The sequence below is a fragment of the Hydrogenophaga borbori genome (assembly GCF_003417535.1).
GTDB classification, from domain to species: Bacteria; Pseudomonadota; Gammaproteobacteria; order Burkholderiales; family Burkholderiaceae_C; genus Hydrogenophaga; species Hydrogenophaga borbori.
In genome coordinates this window covers 436058-459427 of record NZ_QVLS01000001.1, presented here as the reverse complement: position 1 = coordinate 459427, position 23370 = coordinate 436058, and the positions used below count along the sequence as shown (strand labels likewise).

22 protein-coding genes are annotated in these 23370 nt (G+C 69.5%); 7 read left to right on the top strand and 15 right to left on the bottom strand.

The features are described from left to right. Positions 1-159: 159 nt before the first annotated feature. Both DY262_RS02185 and DY262_RS02180 read left to right on the top strand, forming a co-directional pair. Entirely contained in the window at positions 160-624 is a 465-nt protein-coding gene (locus DY262_RS02185) for a type III secretion system chaperone (RefSeq protein ID WP_116957331.1), read from the top strand. Between the two features lie 29 nt (positions 625-653). Further along, positions 654-1400: a hypothetical protein gene (locus tag DY262_RS02180; RefSeq protein WP_147326156.1), complete on the top strand. Its 747-nt coding sequence runs from the start codon at positions 654-656 to the stop codon at positions 1398-1400. Between the two features lie 75 nt (positions 1401-1475). Here DY262_RS02180 and DY262_RS02175 read toward each other — a convergent pair whose 3' ends face one another. The 8 genes from DY262_RS02175 to mltG form a co-directional block, all read right to left on the bottom strand. Continuing rightward, positions 1476-2987 (bottom strand): tripartite tricarboxylate transporter permease, encoded by a 1512-nt coding sequence (locus DY262_RS02175; RefSeq protein ID WP_070398415.1) that lies wholly within the window; start codon positions 2985-2987, stop codon positions 1476-1478. Between the two features lie 19 nt (positions 2988-3006). Beyond that, entirely contained in the window at positions 3007-3498 is a 492-nt protein-coding gene (locus DY262_RS02170) for a tripartite tricarboxylate transporter TctB family protein (RefSeq protein WP_116957329.1), read from the bottom strand. A 113-nt stretch (positions 3499-3611) separates the two neighbouring features. Further along, positions 3612-4250, bottom strand: a complete 639-nt coding sequence (locus DY262_RS02165; RefSeq protein WP_245980766.1) for an ankyrin repeat domain-containing protein — start codon at positions 4248-4250, stop codon at positions 3612-3614. Between the two features lie 53 nt (positions 4251-4303). After that, on the bottom strand, positions 4304-5110 hold the full coding sequence (locus DY262_RS02160; protein WP_116957327.1) for a TatD family hydrolase: 807 nt from the start codon (positions 5108-5110) through the stop codon (positions 4304-4306). Positions 5111-5182: 72 nt separating this feature from the next. After that, the gene (locus DY262_RS02155) at positions 5183-5554 is read right to left on the bottom strand and encodes a PilZ domain-containing protein (RefSeq protein WP_070398411.1); all 372 of its coding nucleotides are present in this window, start codon (positions 5552-5554) and stop codon (positions 5183-5185) included. A 95-nt stretch (positions 5555-5649) separates the two neighbouring features. Continuing rightward, on the bottom strand, positions 5650-6657 hold the full coding sequence (locus DY262_RS02150; RefSeq protein WP_116957326.1) for a DNA polymerase III subunit delta': 1008 nt from the start codon (positions 6655-6657) through the stop codon (positions 5650-5652). Between the two features lie 82 nt (positions 6658-6739). Next, positions 6740-7390: a dTMP kinase gene (gene tmk, locus DY262_RS02145; protein ID WP_116957325.1), complete on the bottom strand. Its 651-nt coding sequence runs from the start codon at positions 7388-7390 to the stop codon at positions 6740-6742. Beyond that, entirely contained in the window at positions 7390-8397 is a 1008-nt protein-coding gene (mltG, locus tag DY262_RS02140; protein WP_181936383.1) for an endolytic transglycosylase MltG, read from the bottom strand. The genes tmk and mltG overlap by 1 nt, the downstream gene beginning before the upstream one ends. Positions 8398-8472: 75 nt before the next feature. Between mltG and ygfZ the strand changes: the two genes are divergently transcribed. Then, positions 8473-9387 (top strand): CAF17-like 4Fe-4S cluster assembly/insertion protein YgfZ, encoded by a 915-nt coding sequence (ygfZ, locus tag DY262_RS02135; protein ID WP_116957324.1) that lies wholly within the window; start codon positions 8473-8475, stop codon positions 9385-9387. A gap of 2 nt (positions 9388-9389) precedes the next feature. Beyond that, entirely contained in the window at positions 9390-10211 is an 822-nt protein-coding gene (locus DY262_RS02130; RefSeq protein WP_116957323.1) for an NRDE family protein, read from the top strand. Here DY262_RS02130 and DY262_RS02125 read toward each other — a convergent pair. Then, positions 10198-11067 carry a YbgC/FadM family acyl-CoA thioesterase gene (locus DY262_RS02125; protein WP_116957322.1) on the bottom strand — a complete coding sequence of 290 codons (870 nt, stop codon included), beginning with the start codon at positions 11065-11067 and terminating at the stop codon, positions 10198-10200. The genes DY262_RS02130 and DY262_RS02125 overlap by 14 nt on opposite strands. Position 11068: 1 nt before the next feature. After that, positions 11069-12052 (bottom strand): alpha/beta hydrolase, encoded by a 984-nt coding sequence (locus DY262_RS02120; RefSeq protein WP_116957321.1) that lies wholly within the window; start codon positions 12050-12052, stop codon positions 11069-11071. Positions 12053-12136: 84 nt separating this feature from the next. On the opposite strand from DY262_RS02120, the gene DY262_RS02115 reads away from it, so the two are divergent. Further along, positions 12137-13279, top strand: coding sequence for an iron-containing alcohol dehydrogenase (locus DY262_RS02115; protein WP_116957320.1), 1143 nt, complete (start codon positions 12137-12139; stop codon positions 13277-13279). Between the two features lie 243 nt (positions 13280-13522). Continuing rightward, entirely contained in the window at positions 13523-15652 is a 2130-nt protein-coding gene (locus tag DY262_RS02110) for a winged helix-turn-helix domain-containing protein (protein WP_181936382.1), read from the top strand. Here the strand turns inward: DY262_RS02110 and trhO are convergent. The 5 genes from trhO to DY262_RS02085 form a co-directional block, all read right to left on the bottom strand. Further along, positions 15598-16647, bottom strand: a complete 1050-nt coding sequence (gene trhO / locus DY262_RS02105) for an oxygen-dependent tRNA uridine(34) hydroxylase TrhO (protein ID WP_116957318.1) — start codon at positions 16645-16647, stop codon at positions 15598-15600. The two genes, DY262_RS02110 and trhO, sit on opposite strands and share 55 nt — an antisense overlap. 31 nt (positions 16648-16678) lie before the next feature. Next, positions 16679-17776, bottom strand: coding sequence for a patatin-like phospholipase family protein (locus tag DY262_RS02100; RefSeq protein ID WP_116957317.1), 1098 nt, complete (start codon positions 17774-17776; stop codon positions 16679-16681). Between the two features lie 38 nt (positions 17777-17814). Continuing rightward, on the bottom strand, positions 17815-18675 hold the full coding sequence (locus DY262_RS02095) for an HDOD domain-containing protein (RefSeq protein WP_070398400.1): 861 nt from the start codon (positions 18673-18675) through the stop codon (positions 17815-17817). A gap of 93 nt (positions 18676-18768) precedes the next feature. Then, a complete protein-coding gene (locus tag DY262_RS02090) occupies positions 18769-19596 on the bottom strand; it encodes an HDOD domain-containing protein (protein ID WP_070398399.1) in 828 nt (275 codons plus the stop codon). A 186-nt stretch (positions 19597-19782) separates the two neighbouring features. Continuing rightward, positions 19783-22122: a Tex family protein gene (locus DY262_RS02085; protein ID WP_116957316.1), complete on the bottom strand. Its 2340-nt coding sequence runs from the start codon at positions 22120-22122 to the stop codon at positions 19783-19785. Positions 22123-22365: 243 nt separating this feature from the next. Here DY262_RS02085 and DY262_RS02080 point away from each other — a divergent pair, with 243 nt between their 5' ends. Continuing rightward, positions 22366-23340, top strand: a complete 975-nt coding sequence (locus tag DY262_RS02080) for a response regulator (protein WP_116957315.1) — start codon at positions 22366-22368, stop codon at positions 23338-23340. Positions 23341-23370 lie beyond the last annotated feature (30 nt).

Sequence of the window (23370 nt, the reverse complement as noted above, 5' to 3'; positions counted from 1 at the left end):
TTCGTCAGCCCCACCTGGCTTGTGCGGCCTGCGCAGCTATTATTAACATAATATACATCGTGGAATCTAACGACGGAACCACGCTCATGGCTTCATCACAGAACGCCCAACGGTTCACCCGCCCCAGGGTTGGCCGCCGAACCTTGGAAAGGACACCGAATGGACGCCGACATCATCGAAGACTGTCTTCAGCGGGCCGCCGAGCTGTCCACGGTCTGGGCCGTGGTCCGCGAACAGAATGAGGATGGGGACGCCTGGATCGTCGTACTGGAAGACGAATCCCTGCTGGACGTTGAGCACGACCCCGAGAGTGGCCGCTTGGTGTTGCGCACGAAGCTGGGCCAGATCACCCAGGCCGACACCCGGGCCGTCTTCAACGACTTGCTCGTCCGCTGTGCCTCGGCTTTTGAGCTGCCACGGATCGGCATGGGCCCGGAGCACCGCTACGAATTGCTGGCGTCTTGGCCGATCGATCCGATGCAGATTGATGGGCTGACGGCGCTGCTCAATCGCGTCACCACACAGGCCCGGGCTTGGCGAGACATCGTGGCTCGGCCTTTGAACCTGGACGGCTCACCGCTGACCTGCGCTCAACCCCTGGATACGCTGGCCCTGAAGGCCTGAGTCCTTGCCATCGATTGGACCGATACATCATGTCCTGGAACAAAACATCCGTTGCGTCGACGGCGCCGCTTAACCAAATCGCGCAGACATTCAGCCTGAAGCAAAATTTCGCCGGCTCTCATCACCTGCGAGCAAAAACGAATAGCGAAGGCCAGACCGTTATTTATCAGAAGCATTTTTCCACCACCAAATTTCTGGCGATCTTGGGCAGCGCGGGCGCCAAAGCAACCATTCGCAAACAACGGCAATTGGCCAACCACCTTCTTTCGGAGACGGTGGGCAAAGAGTACGGCAGCGGCACGGTGGACAACATTCAACTGAGGGGCCACGCACCTCTGCGCGGCTATCAGGTGGAGGCCATGCAAGCGCATGCGGCCGTGGCGGCTGCTGTCGATCAGATGGGACTGCAGCAGAGCAATGCCGACAGGGACTTCATCGATCGCGTGAGCAAAATGGCGCGAGACCATGTCTATCAGCTGCCGCCTGAGGCAATGGCCGGACGGCGCCTCTATGAAGCCAAGCTATTCATCATTCGGACCATCGTCGACGATGGATTGAGTTTTCACTTCCGACATCAACCTGAGACGCTCAAGAAAAAGCTGTCCGAACTGAACAGTCTTTGCGGCTCATTGCAGTACTCGCCGTTTGCCAAAAGCCTGGATCTGACCGTGGCGGCGGGACTGTCGTCCCTCCTCAAGAGCGATGAAAACCCGGTCATTCACCAACTCGAGACGCATATCGCGATGGCCAGGCAGCGGCGTGGCGAAAGGGCTTGATTGAGCGACCGCCCCTCCCCCATCGCCATAAAAAAACCCAGTCCGCGGACTGGGTTTTTTCTGGGAGGGAGGGGATCACTCCTCCACGAAGGCCTCTTCCCTCTTCTTCTTCACCGCCGGCAGCAGCACGATCACCAGCAGCAGCAAGGCGGCGACCAGCAGCGAGGCGGAGATGGGCCGCGTGACGAACACGCCCCAGTCGCCACGGGAAATGAGCAGCGCGCGGCGCAGGTACTCCTCCATCATCGGGCCCAGGATCAGGCCCAGCAGCAGCGGCGCGGCCTCGCAACCGAGCTTGATGAAGATGTAGCCGATCAGGCCGAACAGCGCGACCATCCAGATGTCGAAGCTGTTGTTGTTGGTCGAGTACACACCCACGGCGCAGAACAGCACGATGGCCGGGTACAGCCAGCGGTAGGGCACGGTCAGCAGCTTGATCCACATGCCGATCAGGGGCAGGTTCAGGATGATCAGCATGGCGTTGCCGATCCACATCGAAGCGATCAGGCCCCAGAACAGGTCCGGGTTGCTGGTCATCACCTGCGGGCCAGGCTGGATGTTGTGGATGGTCATGGCACCCACCATCAGCGCCATCACGGCGTTGGGCGGAATGCCCAGGGTCAGCAGCGGGATGAAGGAGGTCTGCGAGCCGGCGTTGTTGGCCGATTCGGGCGCGGCCACGCCGCGGATGTTGCCCTGGCCGAAAGGCACTTCACCGGGCTTGAGCTTGGTCTTCTTCTCGATGGTATAGGCCGCGAAGGAGGACAGCAGCGCGCCGCCGCCCGGCAGGATGCCCAGCGCCGAACCCAGGGCCGTGCCCCGGACCATGGCCGGGAACATGCGCTTGAAGTCCTCGGCCGTGGGCATGATGCCCTTGACCTTGCCGACGAAGACCTCGCGCTCGGATTCGTCCTGCGACAGGTTGGAGATGATCTCGCCGTAGCCGAAGATGCCCATCGCGATCACCACGAAGCTCACACCGTCGGTGAGCTCGGGCACGTCGAACGAGAAGCGCGCCACGCCGGAGTTGATGTCGGTGCCGATCAGGCCGATCAGCAGGCCCAGCACGATCATGGCCAGCGCCTTGACCAGCGAGCCCGAGGCCAGCACCACCGCGCCGATCAGGCCCAGCACCATGAGCGAGAAGTACTCGGCCGGGCCGAAGCTCAGGGCGATTTCGGTGAGCGGCGGCGCGAAGCCCGCCAGCACCAGGGTGCCCACGCAACCGGCGAAGAACGAGCCGATGCCGGCGGCCGCCAGGGCGGGCCCTGCCCTGCCCTTGCGCGCCATCTGGTAGCCATCCAGCACGGTCACCACCGAGGATGACTCACCCGGCAGGTTGACCAGGATGGCGGTGGTGGAGCCGCCGTACTGCGCGCCGTAGTAGATGCCGGCCAGCATGATCAGCGCCGACACCGGCTCCAGGCCGTAGGTGACGGGCAGCAGCATGGCGATGGTGGCCACCGGGCCCAGGCCCGGCAGCACGCCGATGAGCGTGCCCAGCAGGCAGCCGACGAAGGCGTACAGCAGGTTCTGCCCGGTGAAGGCAACGCTGAAGCCCAGTGAGAGGTGTTCGAACAGTTCCATGGTGTTGTTGTCTCCGTGATCAGTGGCCCAGGAACCACGGCAGAACCGGGAACTGCAGATTGAGGGCGTAGACGAAAGCGCCGTAGCTGCCCACCGCAAGCACGGTGGCCAGCACGATCGATTCCTTGACCTTGTGGTTGGGGCGCGCGTAACCCGCGACGATGACCAGCGCGTAGATCGCCACGATCAGGCCGAAGGGCGGCAGGCCGATCGAGGGCAGGCCCACCAGCAGCACGCCGAAGACCAGGTTGGCCAGCAGGATGAACACCAGCGGCCGCCAGGCGAAGGAGCCGATCGCGCCGTCGTCGCCGCCCTTGGGACGGCCAAACGACTGCACGGTCACCAGAAGCCCCAGCAGGGCCAGCACGATGCCCAGCAACAGGGGGAAGTAGCCCGGCCCCATGCGGGCCGCGCTGCCGATATCGAAGTTGGTGGCGCCCACCGCGAAGGCAATGCCCACGGCGGTGAACATGAGGCCGGACACGAAGTCCTTCTGGCTCGTTGGTTTCACGACGTCTGTCTCCTCGGGATGCAAAAAAAAGCTTGCGCATTGTCTGCGCATGGCCGCCCCATAGGCATGTGGGATACACCTATGGCTGACGCCAGCCTGACTGGCCGGCGGTTTTACCAGCGACCGGTCGGCTGTTTGGCGCGGATGGCCGCAGCGATGGCCTCGGCGGTGTCGCCCCGCCCCGCCCGACGGGCGAAGTCGATGGCGCTCAGGCCCTGCTCGTTCTTCAACAGGGGATCGGCGCCCGAATCCAGCAACAAGCGCACCACCTGAGGGTGGCCATAGAGCGCGGCCATCATCAACGGCGTGCTGCCATTGGGCGACTGGGCGTCGATGTAGGCGTGGTGCTCCAGCAGCAGGTGCACCATGGGCACGGCGCGCTCGCTGGGGTGGGTAGCGGCGTAGTGCAAGGGCGCCCAGCCGGGCTTGTTCACCTCGGCCTGGCGCTCGATGAGGCGGCGCGCCAGGTCCAGCTTGCCCTTGAGCGCGGCCATCATCAGCGGCGACTCGTCCTTGGCGTTGCGGACCTCCACCTTCAGTTCGGGCCGGCTGAGCAGGTACGCCGCGGCGCGGTCGGACTCGTCCCGCAGCGCCAGGTACAGCGGGTGCTGGCCGTTGGGGTCCAGCGTATTGAGGTCGAAGCCGCGCGCAGCGAGGCTGGCCAGGGTGTCCGGGTCGTTGCGCTTGATCGCGGTGAAGAAGTCGTCGTACGAACTGGCCCAGGCAGCGGGACTGAGAACAAGCAAGGCCATTAGACCTTTTAAAACAAAGCGCTTTTTCATTTTTCTCAAGTAATTTCTGGGATTCAGGGCGCCGTGACGCGGTCGAACAGGCGCTCGAAATTGCGGCCGGTGGCCTCGGCCACGGCCTCCACGGGCAGGCCTTTGAGCTCAGCCACCTGCGCCGCCACGTGCGGCACCAGGGCCGGCGTGTTCACCTTGCCGCGGTGCGGCACGGGGGCCAGGTAGGGGCTGTCGGTTTCGATCAGCAGGCGCTCCAGCGGCACCAGGCGCGCGGTCTCGCGCAGGTCGGCGGCGTTGCGGAAGGTCAGGATGCCCGAGAAGGAGATGTAGAAATCCAGGTCCAGCGCGGCGCGGGCGACCTCGGCGGTTTCCGTGAAGCAGTGGAACACGCCCCGGGCCGGGGCGCGCCCGTCGCCAGGGCCAAAACCGCCCTCCTCGCGCAGGATGTCCAGCGTGTCGTCTGACGCGCTGCGGGTGTGGATCACCAGCGGCAGCCCGGTCTGGCGCGCGGCGCGGATGTGCACGCGAAAGCGCTCGCGCTGCCACTCCATGTCGGCCAGGGTCCGCTGCCCCAGGCGGTAGTAGTCCAGGCCGGTCTCGCCGATGCCCACCACCTTGGGCCGCGCCGCGCCATCCAGCAGGTCCTGCAGGGAGGGTTCGCGCACGCCTTCGTTGTCGGGGTGCACGCCCACCGTGGCCCAGAGGTGGGCGTGGTCGCGCGCCAGGGCATGGACCTCGTCGAACTCTTCCATCGTGGTGCAGATGCACAGGGCGCGACCGACCTGGGCGGCCGCCATGGCGTCCAGGATGGCGGGGAGCTGCTCGCGCAGCTCAGGGAAATTCAGGTGGCAATGCGAGTCGGTGAACATCTGCCAATGATCCCCCAAAAACACAGCGCCTCACGGCCGGTGGCGGCGAGGCGCTGGGGGAGCGGGCCCGGCTCAGAGCGTCTGCGTCTGACGATCGGAGTTCACATTGGCGCCCAGCACCTCCTCGATCTTGAGCTTGAGCTGCTTCGATTTTTCATCCGCCGGGAAGCGGATGCCCACGCCTTGGGTGCGCCCGCCCTGGGCCTTGGCCGGCGTGACCCAGGCCACCTTGCCGGCCACCGGGTAGCGCTGCGGGTCGTCGGGCAGGCTCAGCAGGACGTAGACGTCATCGCCCAACCGGTACTCGCGCGACGAAGGAATGAAGATGCCGCCATCGGCGAACAAGGGAATGTAGGCGGCGTACAGCGCGGCCTTCTCCTTGATCGAGAGCTGGATCACGCTGGGCCGCGCTGCGGCGCCGGCGGTGGCTGGGTTGGTGCTCATGCGGTGGAGTTTACGGGCAAGGGCCGGGTCGAAAGGTCGATAACAGAGCGCGGCGGTCGTGCAGTTTTCAGCGCGGCGCCATGGCCGGTCGCCGCTCAGCGACGAGCGGTCGCCAGGGCCTGACGCGCCCGCGCGGCCCAGGCCTCCTGCAGCAAGCCGGCCTGATAAGGGTGCTCCACGCTGCGGGCCGCCTGCGCGAGTTCGTCGGACCAGCGCGCCAGCACGCGCCAGGGCGGCGGCGGCGGCAGTTGCTCGGCCGGGAAGAAGCGCGGCGCGGCGCCGGCCGCGCGCGCCATGAGGTCGTGGCAGAGCTTTTGCAGCACGTCGAGCTGGGCCGCGGGCGTCTGCTCGCCCAGCACCTTCCAGTCGCCGCGCGCCAGGGCCTGCGGCAGGCCGGCCCATTGCTCGGGCGTGAAACCACGCCGCGACAGCGCCAAGGCCTCGTCGGGCCGGCCACCGGACGCGCGCCACCACGCCTCGGCGGCGGTCGGCGTCACCTCGCCGGTGGCCTGCAGCCAGGGCAAGGCCTCCGCCTCGGCGGGCCATTGCAGGGTGTGCGTCTGGCAGCGGCTGCGGATGGTGGGCAGCAGCAGGTGCGCGGCCTCGGTGGCCAGCACGAAGCGCACGCTGGGGCTGGGCTCTTCCAGGGTCTTGAGCAGGGTGTTGGCGGCCTCGACGTTGAGCCGCTCGGCCGGGTAGACCAGCACCACCTGGGTGCCGCCGCGCGCACTGGTGGTCTGGGTGAAGGCCACGGCCTGGCGCGCGGCCTCCACGCGAATGGCTTTGCTGGGCTTGCGTTTCTTGTCGTCGAGCTCGCGCTGGGTGGACTCGTCCAGCGGCCAGCCCAGCTCCAGGCTCAGGGTTTCGGGCAGCAGCGCGCACAGGTCGGCGTGGGTGCGCACGTCGATGGCGTGGCAGCTCGGACACTGTCCGCAGGCGCCGTGCGGCTGGGGCCGCTCGCATAACCAGGCGCGGGCCAGGGCCAGGCCCAGCTCGTACTGGCCCAGGCCGGACGGCCCGGACAGCAGCACCGCGTGGGCGCGCCAGCCCAGCAGGGTGCGCAGCTGGCGTTGCAGCCAGGGGGCCAGGGCGGTATCGCTCATGCGGTCCGGCGCAGGGCCGCCCCAGGCGGGATCAGCCCCCTCGGGGGGCAGCGACCTGCGCAGCGATGGAGCGTGGAGGTCTTCATGCGGGGGGCAGCCAACCGCGCCGCTGGAAGGCATCGCGCACGATCGCCGCCACACGCTCGCGCGGCTGGTTGGCGTCGATGCGCACGAAACGCGCGGGCTCGGCCTGGGCGCGCGCGGCATAGCCCGCGCTGACGCGCTCGAAGAAGGCCTGGGGCTGGGACTCGAAGCGATCGGGCAGGCGGGCACCGGCCAGGCGCTCGGCCGCCACGGCGGCCGGCAGGTCGAACCACAGGGTGAGGTCGGGCTGGCGCAGGCCGCCCTGCTCGCGCGCCTGCACCCAGCGTTCCAGCTGGCCCAACACGGCCAGGTCGAAGCCGCGCCCATGGCCCTGGTAGGCGAAGGTGGCGTCGGTGAAACGGTCGCACAGCACCACCTCGCCGCGCGCCAGGGCGGGTTCGATGACCTGGCGCAGGTGGTCGCGCCGCGCGGCGAACATCAGCAGCGACTCGCTCAGCGGGTCCATGGCGTCGTTTAGCACCAGGGTGCGCAGCTTCTCGGCCAAGGGTGTGCCGCCCGGCTCGCGCGTGAGCACGACGCGCCGGCCGGCGGCGTCGAAGGCCTTGGCGAGCATGTCGATGTGCGTGGACTTGCCGGCACCGTCGATGCCCTCGAAGCTGATGAAAAGACCGGTGGAAGCGTGGGACATCAGCGGCGCAGGATGAAGCGCCGCACGGCGGCGTTGTGCTCGTCCAGCGTGGCGCTGAACTGGCTGGAGCCGTCGCCGCGCGAGACGAAGTACATGGCGTTGGTGCGCGCGGGCCGCACCGCGGCCATCAGCGAGGCCTCTCCCGGCAGCGCGATGGGCGTGGGCGGCAGGCCGGCGCGCGTGTAGGTGTTGTAGGGTGAATCGGTGTCCAGGTGCTGGCGGCGCAGGTTGCCGTTGAACGCATTGCCCAGGCCGTAGATGACGCTCGGATCGGTCTGCAGGCGCATGCCGATGCGCAGCCGGTTGCTGAACACGCCGGCGATGCGGTCCCGATCGGCTGGCATGCCGGTTTCCTTCTCGATGATGCTGGCCAGGATCAGCGCCTGCTCGGGCGACTGCAGCGGCCCGTTCGGATCGCGCTGGGCCCAGGCCTGGGCCAGTCGCTCGTCCATGGCGCGCGCGGCCTGGCGCAGCACGGCGGACACCGGCGTGTGCTTGGCGACGCGGTAGGTGTCGGGGAAGAAGCGGCCCTCGGGGTGCACCCCGGGCCGGCCGATGCGCTCCATCACCTGGGCCAGGTTCAGGCCTTCCAGGTCCTGGCGCAGATCGGGCGAACGGCGCAGGGCATCGATGGCCTGGCTGGAGGTCCAGCCCTCGACGATCAGCGCATGGGTCATGGCCTGCTCGCCGCGCACCAGCTTGCCCAGCAGGCTGCGCGGCGTGGTGCCGGGAGCGATCTCGTACACGCCGGCCTTGATGTCGCGCGACTCGCCCGAGAGGCGGAACCAGGCGTACAGCAGCTCGGCCGACGCGTTTACCCCGGCGGCTTCGATGCGGTTGGCCGCCGCGCGCGCGGAACTGCCCGCCGGGATCTCGAACTCGAGCGGCGCACTGTCGCTGACCGTGGCCGGCAGGCTCAGGGGATGGTGGACCCACCAGTGGGCCGCCATGGTGGCCAGGCCCAGGAGCAACAGGGGGTAAACCACCAAATACTTGAACAGGCGCATGAAGGCGTGCTGGAGACAGGGAGAACGCGCCGGGCGGCGACGGCGCGACAGACGGGCCATGATAATTCAGCGCGCATGTCCCAGCCCTCCCCCCTCATCCCCCTGAACGGCGTGGCCCCGCTCGGCTCGCTCGGCGTCATCGCCGCCGAGGGCGACGAAGCCGCCGCCTTCCTCCACAGCCAGCTCACGCAGGATTTCGCCCTGCTCGGCGTCAGCGAGGCCCGCCTGGCGGCCCTGTGCACCGCCAAGGGCCGCATGCTGGCCAGCTTCATCGCCTTCAAGCGCGCGCACGACCGCATCCTGCTGGTCTGCCGCCGCGACCTGCTGCCACCCACGCTCAAGCGCCTGCAGATGTTCGTGCTGCGCGCCAAAGTGAAGCTGCGCGATGCCAGCGACGGGTTCGCGCTGCACGGCCTGGCCGGCCAGGCCGTGCCCGCCGGACTCGGCGCCGCGCCCTGGACCCATCTGGCCGACGGCGACACCAGCGCGGTCCGCCTGTACCCCGGCGCCGGCGCGCCGCGCGCCCTGTGGGTGGGGCCGGCCGGGACCGCGCCAGCCGGCGCGGCGCTCAGCGAGGCCCAATGGGACTGGCTGGAAGTGATGAGCGGCGTGGCCACCCTCGGCCAAGCCGTGGTCGAGGCCTTCGTGCCGCAAATGCTCAACTACGAATCCGTTGGCGGCGTGAACTTCAAGAAGGGCTGCTACCCGGGCCAGGAGGTCGTGGCGCGCAGCCAGTTCCGCGGCACGCTCAAGCGCCGCGCCTACCTGGTGCAGGCCGACGCGCCGCTGCAGTCGGGCCAGGACGTCTTCCACGCCAGCGACGCCGAACAGCCCACGGGCACCGTCGTGCAGGCCGCGCCGAACCCACAAGGTGGCTGGAACGCCATCGTGTCCATGCAGACGGGCTCCGCCGACGGCGCACCGCTGCGCGCGGGCGAGGCCAAGCTGCAGCTCCTGCCCCTGCCCTACCCCCTGCTGGAAGACATCTAGGCATGTGCCTGATCGCCTTCGCGATCGATGCCGCGCCCGGCGTGCCCCTGCTGGTGGCGGCCAACCGCGACGAGTACTGGGCACGGCCCACGGCCGCCCTGCACCGCTGGGCCCTGGACGACGGCACCCCGGTCATCGGCGGACGCGACCTGCGAGAGGGTGGCACCTGGCTCGGCCTGAGCCCGGCAGGGCGCATCGCCTGGCTCACCAACGTGCGCCAGCCCGGCGCCGAGCGGCGCGGCCGCAGCCGCGGCGAACTGGTGGCGCGCTGGCTGCAGAGCGGTGCCGACAGCACCGGCTTCATCGACACCCTGGACCCCGCCGCCTACGCCGGCTTCAACCTCGTGGTGGGTGATCTGCGGCGCGGCGAGTGGGCCTGGATCGGCAACCGCCACCCCGACGCGCCCCACGCCGAGCAAGCGCCCGAGCGCCACTGGCGGGCCATCGGCCCGGGCGTGCACACCTTGTCCAACGCCACCTTGAACACCCCCTGGCCCAAGGCGCGCCGGCTCGCCCAGGCCCTGGGCGAGGCCCTGCACGCCGGCGACGAAACGCCCCCACCGCTGGGTGGTGCGCTCATCGACACCACGCTCGCGTCCGACGCTGAACTGCCGCGCACCGGCGTGCCCGACGCCGTGGAGCGCGTGCTGTCCAGCCCCTTCGTCCATTGGCCGGACCACGCCTATGGCACGCGTTGCTCCACCGTCCTGCGCTGGGGTGCCGACGGCGAACTGCGCATCGACGAATGGACCCACGACGGCGCCTCGGCCACGCCCGCGCTGAGCGAGCGGGCGCACCGGCGCGAGCGGATCAGAGTGTCTTGACCATGGTCTGGTGCGGGATGCCGGCTTCCTCGAACGCCTCGCCCAAGGGCGCAAAGCCCAGTCGCGCGTAGAAGCCCACGGCGCTGCGCTGCGCGTGCAGCTGCACCTCGCGGTCGCCCCGCGCGCGCGCCGCGTCCATCAGCGCGAAGAGCACGCGCCGGCCCAGGCTGCCGCCGCGCAGCACGCGGTGCACGGCCATGCGGCCGATCTTCGACACACCGGGTGCATCGCCGCGCAGCAGCCGGCCCGTGGCCACCACGCGGCCCAGGCGGTTGCGCGCCACGGCGTGCACCGCGTCCGCGTCGGCCGCGTCCATTTCCAGCTCGAGCGGAATGCCCTGCTCGCGCACGAAGACCTCGGCTCGCAGCTGGCTCGCGCCGTCGCCGAGCTCGGCCCAACCGCCCACGCGCAGGTCCACCATGTCCTCGCCCGCCTCGTGGCCCAGCAGGATGGCGCGCAGCGAATCGGGCACGGGCCGCGAACGCTGCGTGGCCGGGTCGGCGAAGACGTAGACGATCTCGCCCGTGATGAGGTGTTCGTCGCCGCGGAAGATCGCGCCCGTGAAGGCCATGGAACTGGTGCCCACGCGGCCGCATTTCATGGCCACGTCGATCTGCTCGTCCGCGCGCGCCGAGGCGTGGTACTCCACCGTGGCCTTCACCACATACAGATCGCCCGCCAGCGAGTGCATCGACTCTTCGTACGGCAGCGCCAGCGCGCGCCAGTAGTCGCTGATGGCAGTGTCGAAGTACATCAGGTAATGCGCGTTGAACACGATCTTCTGCATGTCCACCTCGGCCCAGCGCACGCGCAGGCGGTGGAAAAAGCGGAAATCGTCCCGTGTCAGTCGGCCCATGTCAGTCGTCTCCAAAAGCGGTTTTCAAAGCGTTCGCGGCGTGCCGGTGGGCGGTGCGCGCCTCGGGAATGGCGCGGCCGAACTGCACGAAGTTGTGCACCACGCCCGCGTAGATGTCCAAGTCGACCGGCACACCAGCCAGGCGCAGCCGGTCGCAGAAGGCCAGTCCCTCGTCGACCAGCGGATCGCACTCGGCCAGGCCCATCCACACCGGGGCCACGCCGTCCAGGTCCTTCGGCTCGCCATGCCCGTCACGTCCGTCCAGCGGGGCGAAGCGCCAATCGTCGCGGTCGGCCGGGGTGCGCAGGTAGTGGCCAAAGAAATAGCGGATGGTCGGCTCGTCCAGGATGAAGCCTTGCGCGTAGGTGTGGTGCGAGGGCGTGTCCTGGTGGCCCGCGCAGCCCGGATAGAAGAGCAGTTGCAGCGCCAATGGCCAGCCCGCATCGCGCGCCTGCAGCGCGGTCACGATGGCCAGGGTGCCGCCCGCGCTGTCGCCTCCCACGGCGATGCGCCCGGCGTCCAGCCCCAGGGCGCCCGCCCGGCCGCGCAGCCAGGCCAGGCTGTCCCAGGCGTCGTTCACCGCGACGGGGAACTTGTGCTCGGGCGCGAGCCGGTAGTCCACCGACAACACCGCGCAGCCCGCCTGGTGCGCCAACGCGCGGCACAAGGGCTCGTGCGTGGCCACGCTGCCGATGGTGAAACCGCCGCCATGGAAATACAGCAGCACCGGCAGGCCATCCGCCTCGCTCGGTGCGAACAGCCGCGCGGGCAGCTCGGCGCCGTCGCGCGTGGGAATGCGCAGGTCCTGCACGCGGGCGATCGCCGGTGGTGACATCTCGAGCACGCCGGCGCCAGCGGCATAGGCCTGGCGCGCCTGCTCGGGCGTGAGCGCGTGGAACGGCGGATGGCCGGCGCGCGCGATGCGGTCGATCACGCCGCGCATCGCCGGCGTCAAGCGCGAGCGCGGGTTCGAAGGGTGGGACATGGGTGGGCTTGTCGGCTCGGCGACCGCGCTGGCGCATCGCGTCCGTATAGTTTTCGCTTCCCCGAACCATAACCGGAGACAGACGTGGCCCAGATCCTCTACGTGACAAACATCCTCATCGACTACGGGGCCTTGTCGCAGTTGCCCGCCGAGTGCGAGCGCGTGGGCATGCGCCGTCCGCTGGTCGTCACCGACGCCGGCGTGCGCGCCGCCGGCCTGCTCGACAGACTGCAGGCCGCGCTGCAGGGCACGCCCGCCGCGGTGTTCGACCAGACCCCTTCCAATCCCACCGAGGCCGCGGTCCGGGCCGCGGTCGAGATCTACCGCCGCGAACGCTGCGATGGCCTGATCGCGCTCGGCGGCGGCAGCGCCATCGACTGCGCGAAAGGCGTGGCCATTGCCGCCGCGCACGAAGGGCCGCTCAAAACCTACGCCACCATCGAAGGCGGCTCGCCCAAGATCGGCGCCGCCGTGCCCCCCCTGATCGCCGTGCCCACCACCGCCGGCACCGGCAGCGAGGTCGCGCGCGGTGCCATCCTCATCGTCGACGACGGCCGCAAGCTGGGTTTTCACAGCTGGCACCTCGTCCCCCGCACCGCGCTGCTCGACCCCGAACTCACCCTGGGTCTGCCGCCCCTGCTCACCGCCGCCACCGGCATGGACGCCATCGCGCATTGCATGGAAACCTTCATGAGCGCGGCCTTCAACCCGCCGGCCGACGGCATTGCGCTCGATGGCCTGCGCCGCGGCTGGGCCCACATCGAACGCGCCACCCGCGACGGCAGTGACCGCGAAGCCCGCCTGCACATGATGAGCGCCAGCATGCAAGGCGCCATGGCCTTCCAGAAGGGCCTGGGCTGCGTGCACAGCCTCAGCCACAGCCTGGGCGGCATCAACCCGCGCCTGCACCACGGCACACTCAACGCCGTCTTTCTGCCCGCCGTGATCCGCTTCAATGCCGAGGCCGACAGCATGCGGCGCGAGCAGCGCCTGGACCGCATGGCCCAGGCCATGGGCCTGGCCGCCGGCGCCGAAGTGCCCCAGGCCGTGGCCGGCATGAGCGCGCGGCTGGGCCTGCCCAATGGCCTCGCCGCCATGGGCGTGGACCGCTCGCTGTTCGATCGGGTGATCGAAGGCGCCCTGGCCGACCATTGCCACAAGACCAATCCCCGGCTGGCCTCGCCGCAGGACTACCGCGCCATGCTCGAAGCGTCGCTAACGGTCTGATTGGCAGGATGGTCGGTCGACTTATTTCCTAGCCCTTTTGTATTCTCAATTACGGAAAAATGACGACTTTTGGAGTGCTGTAATCGGCTTTTCAGGTGAGGAAAAGCCAAAATGCGAAAGCACAGCGCAGTGGGGCGCGTCAGGGCTGCCCCGGTTTCGCTTGTCCAGTTCACAGGCGCCCCGGCCGCCCCTCCGCCGGTCGGCCACCCCTCCGGAGGCGACGAATTCACCTTCGGACCGTTCGTGCTGCGTTCCGACCACCGGGAACTGACCTGCGACGGCGTGCTGCGCCCCCTTGAGCGGCGTGCCTTCGACCTGTTGCTCTACTTGCTCAAGAACCATGGCCGGGTGGTCGCCAAGGAAGAGCTGTTGGAACAGGTCTGGCAGCGCCGCTGTGTGACCGACTCCGTCATCGCCCAGGCCGTGCTCAAGGTGCGCAAAGCCCTGAGCGACGCGCCTGGTTTCGAGTGCCCTGTGCACACCGTGCATCGGGTGGGCTACCGCGTGGTGGGCGAAGTGCGGCACCGCCGCGTGGCCCCCGGTCACACTTCGCGGGGCGCCGCCCTGCTGGCGGTGCGCTGGCCACTCACCCGCCTGGACGATGAACTGGATCTGCCCACCTGGATGCCCGTCGCCCTGGCGGGCTTCGGCGTGTTGTCGCTGCAAGCGCATGGGGTGCAGCCGCTGGACACCGACCAAACCACCACCGTGGTCGACGACGCCGTGCGCGCGCAAAGCCGCCTGCGGTTGACGGACGCCCGGGACAAGGACGCAGCGCCGGCGACCGAGGCGGAGACGGTTCGTCCGGCGTTCACCATGGACATCGAGATTTCGGCCCCCGACTGGCGCACGCGCGTCAGCGCAAGCGCCGATTCGCCATTCAAAGCGGCCTGGCAAGCCGCCGGGTCAGCCGCCCTGGCCATGCGCCTGCGCCAGATCCTGCTGTCCACCTCGCCGGGCGAGGTGGAGCGCCGCTGGGAGCGGCTGGCCGCCTTGGTTGGCCACCCACCACCGCTGATGGGGCCCGCCAGCCTCCACCTGCCCGCGCTGTGGTGCCGGTCGCTGGTCGAGCGCGGCCTGGACGCCGAGGCCGACATCCTCATGGAAAGCGCTTGGCGTGGTGACCCGCGCACACCTCAGGAAGCCTTGGAGCTGCGGCGGCGGGCCTCCCGCTCGAACGCCCCTCACCACGAAGGCTGGGCGGACCTGTGCCTGGCTGTGTACGAATGGACCGCTGGCGACTCGCGCCGCGTGGCCCATCTGGTGGACCGTGCCTTGACCCACTTCGATCACGTCGCCACCACGCCTCAAGCGGTGCGGGCCGGGGCGACGGCCGAACACCTGATGGCGGTGGTGGGGGCCGACTGGGCGCCGCCCGCGTGGTGGCGCAGCCTGCGCGACGCGCCCGCGGTGGACGGCTCGGCAGGCATCCGCCGCTGGCACCGCCTGGCCAACCTGCACCGGCAGATCACGCGCGAGACGTCCGGCGGGCCGGCCTTCCACCGCAGCAGCGAAGCCGGCAGCAACGTCTCGCCGGGCTGCGAAGGCCTGCAAGCCCTGTTGCATGCCCTCTCCGGCCTGACACGGCATGCCGATGGCGACCTCGACACCGCCTTGAGCGAGTGTTCGCGCGCCCAGGAGCTCGCCGAGCGCTCGCCCTGGCTCACGCCCCGGATCCTGTGCCGGCTCGCGCTGGGCGACCTGGCCGCTCGGCTGGGTGACGAAGCGCGCCTCGGCGCCTGCCTGCAAGGCTTCGATGCCCTCCCCCTCACCGGCCTGACCCGCTGGAATGCCACACGGGACTGGCTGTTGGCGCGGCGCCTGCGGCTGAACGGCTTGCCCCATGAAGCGTGGCGACTGGTGGAGAAAGCCCTGCCGGTGCTGTCGCACTGCAGCCTGTGGTTTCGTGACGAGGCCTGGCTCTTTGCCATCGACATCGCCTGGCAAACGCGCTCGCGCACGGCACTGCAGGGTTTGCGCGAAACACTGGGGGGCCACACGCGGCGCGACAACCGCAGCATCACCGCCATCGTGCTGGCCACCGACGCCACCATCGCCCTGCTCGACAACGATGTCGCCCACGCGCACCAACTCATCCTGCGTGCCTGGCAAACCGCGCCTTCGTCGGGCGCCAAGCGCCAGCTCGCCATGGCGGCCGCCACCGCCATGCTGTGGCGCCGGCCGGCCTCGTCTCAAACCCTTGATCAGGCCCTCCTGCAGGCCGGTGCCTGGCTGCAGCGCTCGGCGAGCGGCCTTCGCCTGAGCCAACTGCACCGCCGGCCACACAGCGTGCCAATCACGGTGCAGGCCCCGTCGTTCTATCGGGTGACGGAACCCGCCGAAGACAACACCGGCTGGCTCTGGGCACCCTGAACGCTGGCAGGCCGCACCGGACCCGCCCCGCCCTCAACGGATCCTTCGGCCCCGGTCGGCGCTGCGGCCATGGGAATGGGCGAACCGATATGGGTCAGACCGCGTTCTCGCGCCAGCGTGACCTGGCGTTGGCGCTCGGCCAGGCGCTCCCGGTCCGCGTCACCGCGCTGGGCGTGGCAATGGGGGCAGCTCACCCCTTCCTCGTAGAGCGGCGAGGCGCGGTCGGTCTCGTCGAGCGGCCATCGGCAGGAGCGACACAGCGCGTGCCCGCCAGGCTTCAAACCATGGCCCACACTCACCCGCTCATCGAACACAAAACACTCGCCGCGCCAGCGGCTCTCGGCCTCAGGCACGGTTTCCAGGTACTTCAGGATGCCCCCCTGCAGGTGGTACACCTCCTCAAACCCTTGCTGGCGCAATAGGGCCGTGGACTTCTCGCAGCGGATGCCACCGGTGCAGAACATGGCCACGCGCGGCTTTGCCGGGCCTTGCAGCGCCGGCTGGTTCGCCAGCCAGGCGGGCAGCTCCGTGAAGGCGCCGATACCCGGGTCGATCGCCCCCTCAAAGCTGCCGATCTTGACCTCGTAGTGATTGCGCGTGTCGATCAGCAGCACGTCCGGCTGGGCGATCAGGGCGTTCCAGTCCTCGGGCTTCACGTAACGGCCGGCGTGCTCTTGCGGCCGCAAGCCAGGCACGCGCAGGGTCACGATTTCGCGCTTGAGCCGCACCTTGAGGCGGTGAAACGGCGGCCGCTCGGACCAGGAGACTTTGTGCTCCAGGTCGCTCAGGCGCGGATCGCGCCGCAGCCAGGCCAGCACCGCCTGCACGCCCGCCTCAGGCCCCGCGATGGTGCCGTTGATGCCCTCGGCCGCCAGGAGCAGCGTGCCCTTGACCTGATGCGCCCGGCACAGCGCGATGAGCGGTTCACGCCAATCGGCGTGGTCGGGCAGGTCGACGAACTTGTAGAGCGCGGCGGTGAGGTACGGTGCAGTCACCCAGGGATTATCCCGCGCGGCCTCGCGGGGCTCACAGCGGTTCGACCCGGCGGACGTCGGGCCGGGCCAGCCACTCCCCCAGTTCTTCCGCCAGCTGCCGCGCCGCCTTCACGGCCGCGCCCCAGGCCCTGACGCGCGCGGCCAGGTCCTGCCCGTAGCGCCCGAAGTCGCTGCGATCGGGCAGCTTGCCGCCCGGCAGGGCCTGCCTCACCCAGTCGGGGTCGGGCGCCACCACCAGCATGTGGTCCAGCGCGGGGCTGCTTCGGTGGCGGCGCTTCCAGGCCTTGTCCAGCCAGCCCGGCACCACCGCCCGCTGGAAGTGCGGATACAGCACGATGGGCGCGGCGGCGTCGTGCCGGTAGTGCAGGTGCAGGTGGTAATCGGTGATGCCACCGTCCCAGTACGGCCCGTGCGGCGCGCCCGGAATATCCACCACCGGGCGCAGCACGAAGGGAATGGAGCAGCTGGCCTGCAGGGCCTGCATGAAGTTGTGCGGTCCCATCGGGATCTGGCGCGTGCGCAGATCGTGGGTGGCGAAGGGCAAGGCGCTGGTGGTGCCGGCCGCCACGTCCGGCCCCGAGAACACCACCCGCTCCAGCCACTGGCCGAGCGCCGGGCGGCGCACGGCATTGGCCGCATAGGCGCTCAGGTAACCCAAGGGCGTGCGCCAGCGCCCGTCGTGCGCGAGCAGTCGCCGCCCGCGCGAGGTGACGACGTGCAGCCGCCAGCGCGGGTGCTGCAGCACGGGCTCGACGCGCCCGCCGTAGAAGGATTGAAGATTGAGCGAGAACTGTTCGCTCACCTGCTGTGCCGTGGGCCGGCGCTGGCCGGGCGGCAGTTCATAGTGCTGGTGGATGTAGTCGTGCTCGAGCCGCTCGAAACTGCCCACCGCGTCGGGCAGACAGGCCGTGGCCATGCGCCAGGCGCCGATGGAGGCGCCCACCAGGTGGATGGGTTGCGGCGCGTCGGCCAGCCAGTGGCCGAACAGCAGGCGGTCGATGGGCCCGAGGATGAGGCCCTTGGGTCCACCGGCCGCGGCGGGAACGACGCCAACGTCCGAGGGGCGCAGGCCCCGCTCGCGCAGGTGGTCTAAGGCCGAAGGGCCGGCATAGAGGCGCAGGGCTCGCATGGGCCCGAATTGTCACCGAGCGCCGCGGCCCCCGGTCATCAGTGGGGCACGGAATCGCTGGCCGGCTCGACGCGCGGCTTGGCCTCGTCCTCCACCGGGTGGCGGGAAATCGAGGGAATGCGCTCGGCCACCACGGTGTCCGGATCGATGCCCAGCACCACGCCCACCGGGTCCGGGTAGGTGTTGATGAGCAGCTCGCCCCGCAGGTCCTGCTCTTCGGCGCGGGCGCGCCAGGAGCCGATGTGGATGACGCCGGCGATCGGTTCGTACACGTCGTTGTCGAAGGGTGCCGTCTGGTGTTCGATGGCGTTGATCATGCGGCGCGGGAACTTCCATTCGCGCGCCAGCGCCGCGCCCACCTCGGCGTAGCTGTAGCCGAACAGGCTGCGCTCGGCCTTGGCGCGTTTGAGGTCGAGCATGGGAATGTTGCGGTCCAGCTCGATCATGGCCTCGGGCATGCCCACATGCATCACCAGTTCGCCGATGGCGTGGATCAGGCCGGCGGTGAAGGCGGTGTTCTCGTCGATGCGGATGGGCAGCGCGATGTAGCGCGACAGGTTGGCCGTGTTCAGGCTGTAGCGCCAGAACTGGTTGAGGTTGACGCCACCCACCATGTGGAAGCTCTCGCCCAGGGCGCTGGCCACCACCAGCGCGCGCACCTTGATGAGGCCCAGGATGTTCATGGCCTCACGCGCGTTGGTCACGTTGCGCGACAAGCCGAAGAAGGCCGAGTTGGCGGTCTTGAGCAGCTTGGCCGTGAGGACCGGGTCCTCTTCGATCAGCGAGGCCACCAGCATGGGATCGACGTCGGCCTGCTCGAAGGTTTCGATCAGGCGCCGCACCACCTTGGGTACGGACGGAAGGGCCTGAGGCTGCTTGAGCAGTTTTTCGAGATGCATGGCGATCCTCTTGCGGCTGGAACGTCGGGTGTTTGCTTTGTTTATCGTTACCGGCAGGCGTTTCTTTAGAACTATCGACGACATGGGGTGCGATCAATCCAGGAAGGCGGACAGCGCGTCGGTGAACTCCCACTCGGCCGGGTCTTTGCCCAGCACGCTGCCCAGGTCCAGTCCCAGGGTCAGGCCCACCATGTCCGGGAAGGTGGCGGCCAGGCCGCCATCGTCGAGCTGGATTTCCTCGGCGCGCGCGCGCCAGGACGCCAGGTGCAGGATGCCGGCCAGCGGGTCATACACGTCGCCGTCGAAGGGCGCGGTCTGGTGCTTCAGCGCGCTCACGATGGCCGGGGGGAAGTTCCAGCGCTCCACCATGCCCGCGCCGACCTCGGCGTAGGTGTAGTCGAAACGGTTGCGTTCGGCCTGGGCGCGCTGCAGGTCCAGCGGCGGCGTGCCCATGTCCAGGGGGGCGATCTCATCGGGCATGGCGATGTGCATCACCAGGTCGCCGATGGCGTGGATCAGGCCGGCCGTATAGGCATTGGACTCCTGCTGGCGCAGCAGGCCCGCCAGGGATTTGGAGATGTCGGCCACGCGCAGGCTGTAGCGCCAGAACTGCGGCAGGTTCACACCGGGCACGTTCTTGAAGCTGGAGCCCAGCGCGGCGGCCATGACCAGCGAGCGCACGTGCGTCATGCCCAGCATGGCCACGGCTTCCTGGGCGCTGCCGATCTTGCGGCTGGCGCGGAAGAAGGAGGAGTTGGACAGGCGCAGCACCCGGGTGGTGAGCGAGGGGTCTTGCCCCACCAGCTCGGCCACCCGCTTGGGGCTCGGGTCGTCCTTGTTCATCTCCGACATCAGGTCGGCGACGGTGCGGGACATCGCCGGCAAGGCGCCGGGGTAGTTCAGGAGCGCTTCAAGATCCATGGCGGGCGGTGGGGATGAATACCTCGGACTGACATTGACCCCCCCGCCGCACTGCGCGCGCCCTCTCGGGGCGGCACCTGCGGCCCGGCACAGCCGGTTCCGCGGTGCCCCGATCAGGGCACGCCAGTCAACGGAGTTGTCGCTTCCTGCCCTATCGGCACGCGGCAGCGGAACTTGATGCGCCGCTCAGCGCGGCTTGGCGCCGCGCAGCTTCTCGAAAGCCGAGGCCATGGCCGACGGCGCGGCCACCGTGTCCCGCCCGCCCGAATAGCGCGCGAAGCCCTCGCGCCCGCCGCGCGGCGCGCCCGCCCCCGCGCCGCCGCCCTCGCGCCGCGCGGGCGCGGCGTCGAGCTTCATGCTCAGCGAGATGCGCTTGCGCGCCGTGTCGACCTCCAGCACCTTGACCTTCACGATGTCGCCGGTCTTGACGACCTCGCGCGCGTCGTTCACGAACTTGTGACTCAGCTGGCTCACATGGACCAGGCCGTCCTGGTGCACGCCCAGGTCCACGAAGGCGCCGAACTGGGCCACGTTGCTCACCGTGCCCTCCAGGATCATGCCCTCGCGCAGGTCCTTGATGTCCTCCACGCCCTCGTTGAAGCGCGCCACCTTGAAGTCCGGGCGCGGGTCGCGGCCGGGCTTCTCCAGCTCTTTCAGGATGTCCTTCACGGTGATGGCGCCCACGCCGTCCACCGCGAACTGCTCGGGCTTGAGCCGGCCCTGCCAGTCGGCGCGGCCCATGAGCTTGTTCACCGGCTCGCCCACGCTGGCGATGATTTTTTCAACCACGGCGTAGCTCTCGGGGTGCACGCCGGTCATGTCCAGCGGGTTGTCGCCGTCGCGGATGCGCAGGAAACCGGCCGCCTGTTCGAAGGTCTTGGCGCCCAGGCCGCTCACCTCGAGCAGTTGCTGGCGGCTGCGGAAGGCGCCGTGCGACTCGCGCCAGCGCACCACGGCCTTGGCCTGGGAGGCCGACAGGCCCGATACGCGCGACAGCAGCGGCGCGCTGGCGGTGTTCAGGTCCACGCCCACGCCGTTCACGCAATCCTCGACCACGGCGTCGAGCGTGCGCGCCAGCTCGCTCTGGTTCACGTCGTGCTGGTACTGGCCCACGCCGATGCTCTTGGGGTCGATCTTCACCAGCTCGGCCAGCGGGTCCTGCAGGCGGCGAGCGATGCTGGCGGCGCCGCGCAGGCTCACGTCCACGTCCGGCATTTCCTGGCTGGCGTATTCGCTGGCCGAATAGACCGAGGCGCCGGCCTCGCTCACCACCACCTTCTGCACGGCCGGGAAGCGCTTGAGCAGATCGGCCGCGAGCTTGTCCGTCTCGCGGCTGGCGGTGCCATTGCCGATGGCGATCAGGCTCACGCCGTGTTTCTCGCACAGGCGGCCCAGGGTGTGCAGGGCACCGTCCCAGTCGCGCCGGGGCTCGTGCGGGAACACCGTCGCGGTATCGACCAGCTTGCCGGTGGCGTCCACCACCGCCACCTTCACGCCGGTGCGGATGCCCGGGTCCAGGCCCATCACCACCTTGGGGCCGGCCGGCGCGGCCAGCAGCAGGTCGCGCAGGTTGGCGCCGAACACCTGGATGGCCACGCCCTCGGCGCCTTCGCGCAGGCGGGCGAACAGGTCGCGCTCGCTGGACAGGCTCAGCTTCACGCGCCAGGTCCATGCGACGCATTTGCGCAGCAGGTCGTCGGCGGGGCGGCCCTGGTGGCTCCAGCCCAGGTGGCGCGCGATGCGGCCTTCGGCCAGGCTGGGCTGACCGGGCAGCGCGTCCTCGGGCAGGGCCAGCTTCACGTCCAGGATTTCCAGCCCGCGCCCACGGAACATGGCCAGCGCGCGGTGCGAGGGCACCTTGCCGATGGGCTCGCGCTGGTCGAAGTAGTCGCGGAATTTGGCCACCTCGGGCGCGTTCTCGTCCTTGCCGGCCACCAGCTGGCTGGTGATCTCGCCCTCGGCCCAAAGCCACTCGCGCAGGGCCTGCACCAGCGCGGCGTCCTCGGCCCAGCGCTCGGACAGGATGTCGCGCACGCCGTCGAGCACGGCCGCCGCGGTGGTGAAGTCGCTGCCGTCCTCGCCCTTTTCGGCCTTCACGTAGGGCGCGGCGGCGGTGGCCGGGTCCAGCGAAGGGTCGGCCCAGAGCGCGTCGGCCAGGGGCTCGATGCCCGCCTCGCGCGCGATGGCGCCCTTGGTGCGGCGCTTGGGCTTGTAAGGCAGGTAGAGGTCTTCCAGGTCCTGCTTGGTGTCGGCGGCCTCGATGGCCGCGCGCAGGGTGTCATTGAGCTTGCCCTGCTCCTCGATGCTCTTGAGCACCGTGGCGCGGCGGTCTTCCAGCTCGCGCAGGTAGGCCAGTCGGGCGTCGAGCTCGCGCAACTGCACGTCGTCGAGGCCGTCGGTGGCCTCCTTGCGGTAGCGGGCGATGAAGGGCACCGTGGCGCCGCCGTCGAGCAGTTCGATGGTGGCCCGCACCTGCTGCTCACGAATCTTCAGGTCTTGCGCCAGGCGCGCAACGATCTTCTGCATGGGTCTCCCGGTGGCCCCCCAAGGGGTGCCTCACTTCACGAAGCGCGGGAGTTTGCCACAGGCCGATGCCCCGCCCGGTTCCTTTGCCAGCCATCAAGAAATGCGCCGCTGGCACGGGAGAAGGCCCGAATACTGCAGCGGCAGTATGTGGTCGGCCGCTCGCCGTTCCTAGCATGCCGCGCCTGAGCCCGTCGGCGCTCCAGCTGCAGCCGAACGACCTGCCCCTTCCTCCCAAGGCACGGCATGAAGAACGAAGCCAGGCATCGGCCCAAAGTGCTCTGCGTGGACGACGAACCGCCGCTGTTGCGCTCGCTGCGCTGGCTGCTGCGCGGCGAATTCGACGTGGTCGTGGCGAGCGACGGCGCGCAGGCGCTCGCCCTGCTGGGGGCCCAGCGCTTCGACGTGCTGCTGTCCGACCAGTGCATGCCTGGCATGTGCGGCACCGAGCTCCTGCGCCAGGCCCGCGAAGCCTCGCCGCACACCGTGCGCCTGCTGCTCGCGGGTTACGCCGATTTTTCCTCGGTGGTGTTCGCGCTGAACGAGGGCGACGTGTTCCGCTGCATCAGCAAACCCTGGAACGACGCCCGGCTGCTCCGCCACGTGCAGGACGCGGCCCGTCTGTCGCGCCTCACGCGCCTGGCCTGGAGCGATTTCCAGGACACGGGCGCCGACGCCGACTCGCCCGTCCGGCACGAAGAAGTGCTGCTCGTGCAGGCCGACGCCGAGCTGGGGCGCGCCTGCGACCAGGCCTGCGCGCGCCGGGCCCCGGCGCCTGCCCGCCTGCTGCGGGCCCAGGACATGGCCGATGCGCTCACGCTGCTCGCGCAGCGCCAGCCGGCGGTGCTGGTGCTGCAGCAATGCGGCGACCCGCGCGGCACGCTGGAACTCGTGCGGGCCGCCAAACGCCGCACGCCGGCCCTGTCGGTGGTGCTGGCCAGCGCCTCGCACGACGCGGCGGCGCTGCAGCAACTGATCAACGAGGGCCTCATCTACCACTACCTGTGCCTGCCCGCGCACGGCGCCCACCTGGCCTTGGTGATCGACAACGCCATCGAGCGCCACCTGGTGCTGCGCCGCCAGCCGCGCTGGCTGGCACGCAAGCGCCGCCCGCCGCCCGACGAAACGCGGCTGGGCCTGGAGCCCCAGCGCGAAACCGCGCCGCGCCGGCACCGGCGCCACTGGCTGCTGCGCTGGTGGCCCGATACCGACGAGGGCTGAGCCGTGGACCCGCGGCGGCCGGCCACGCGT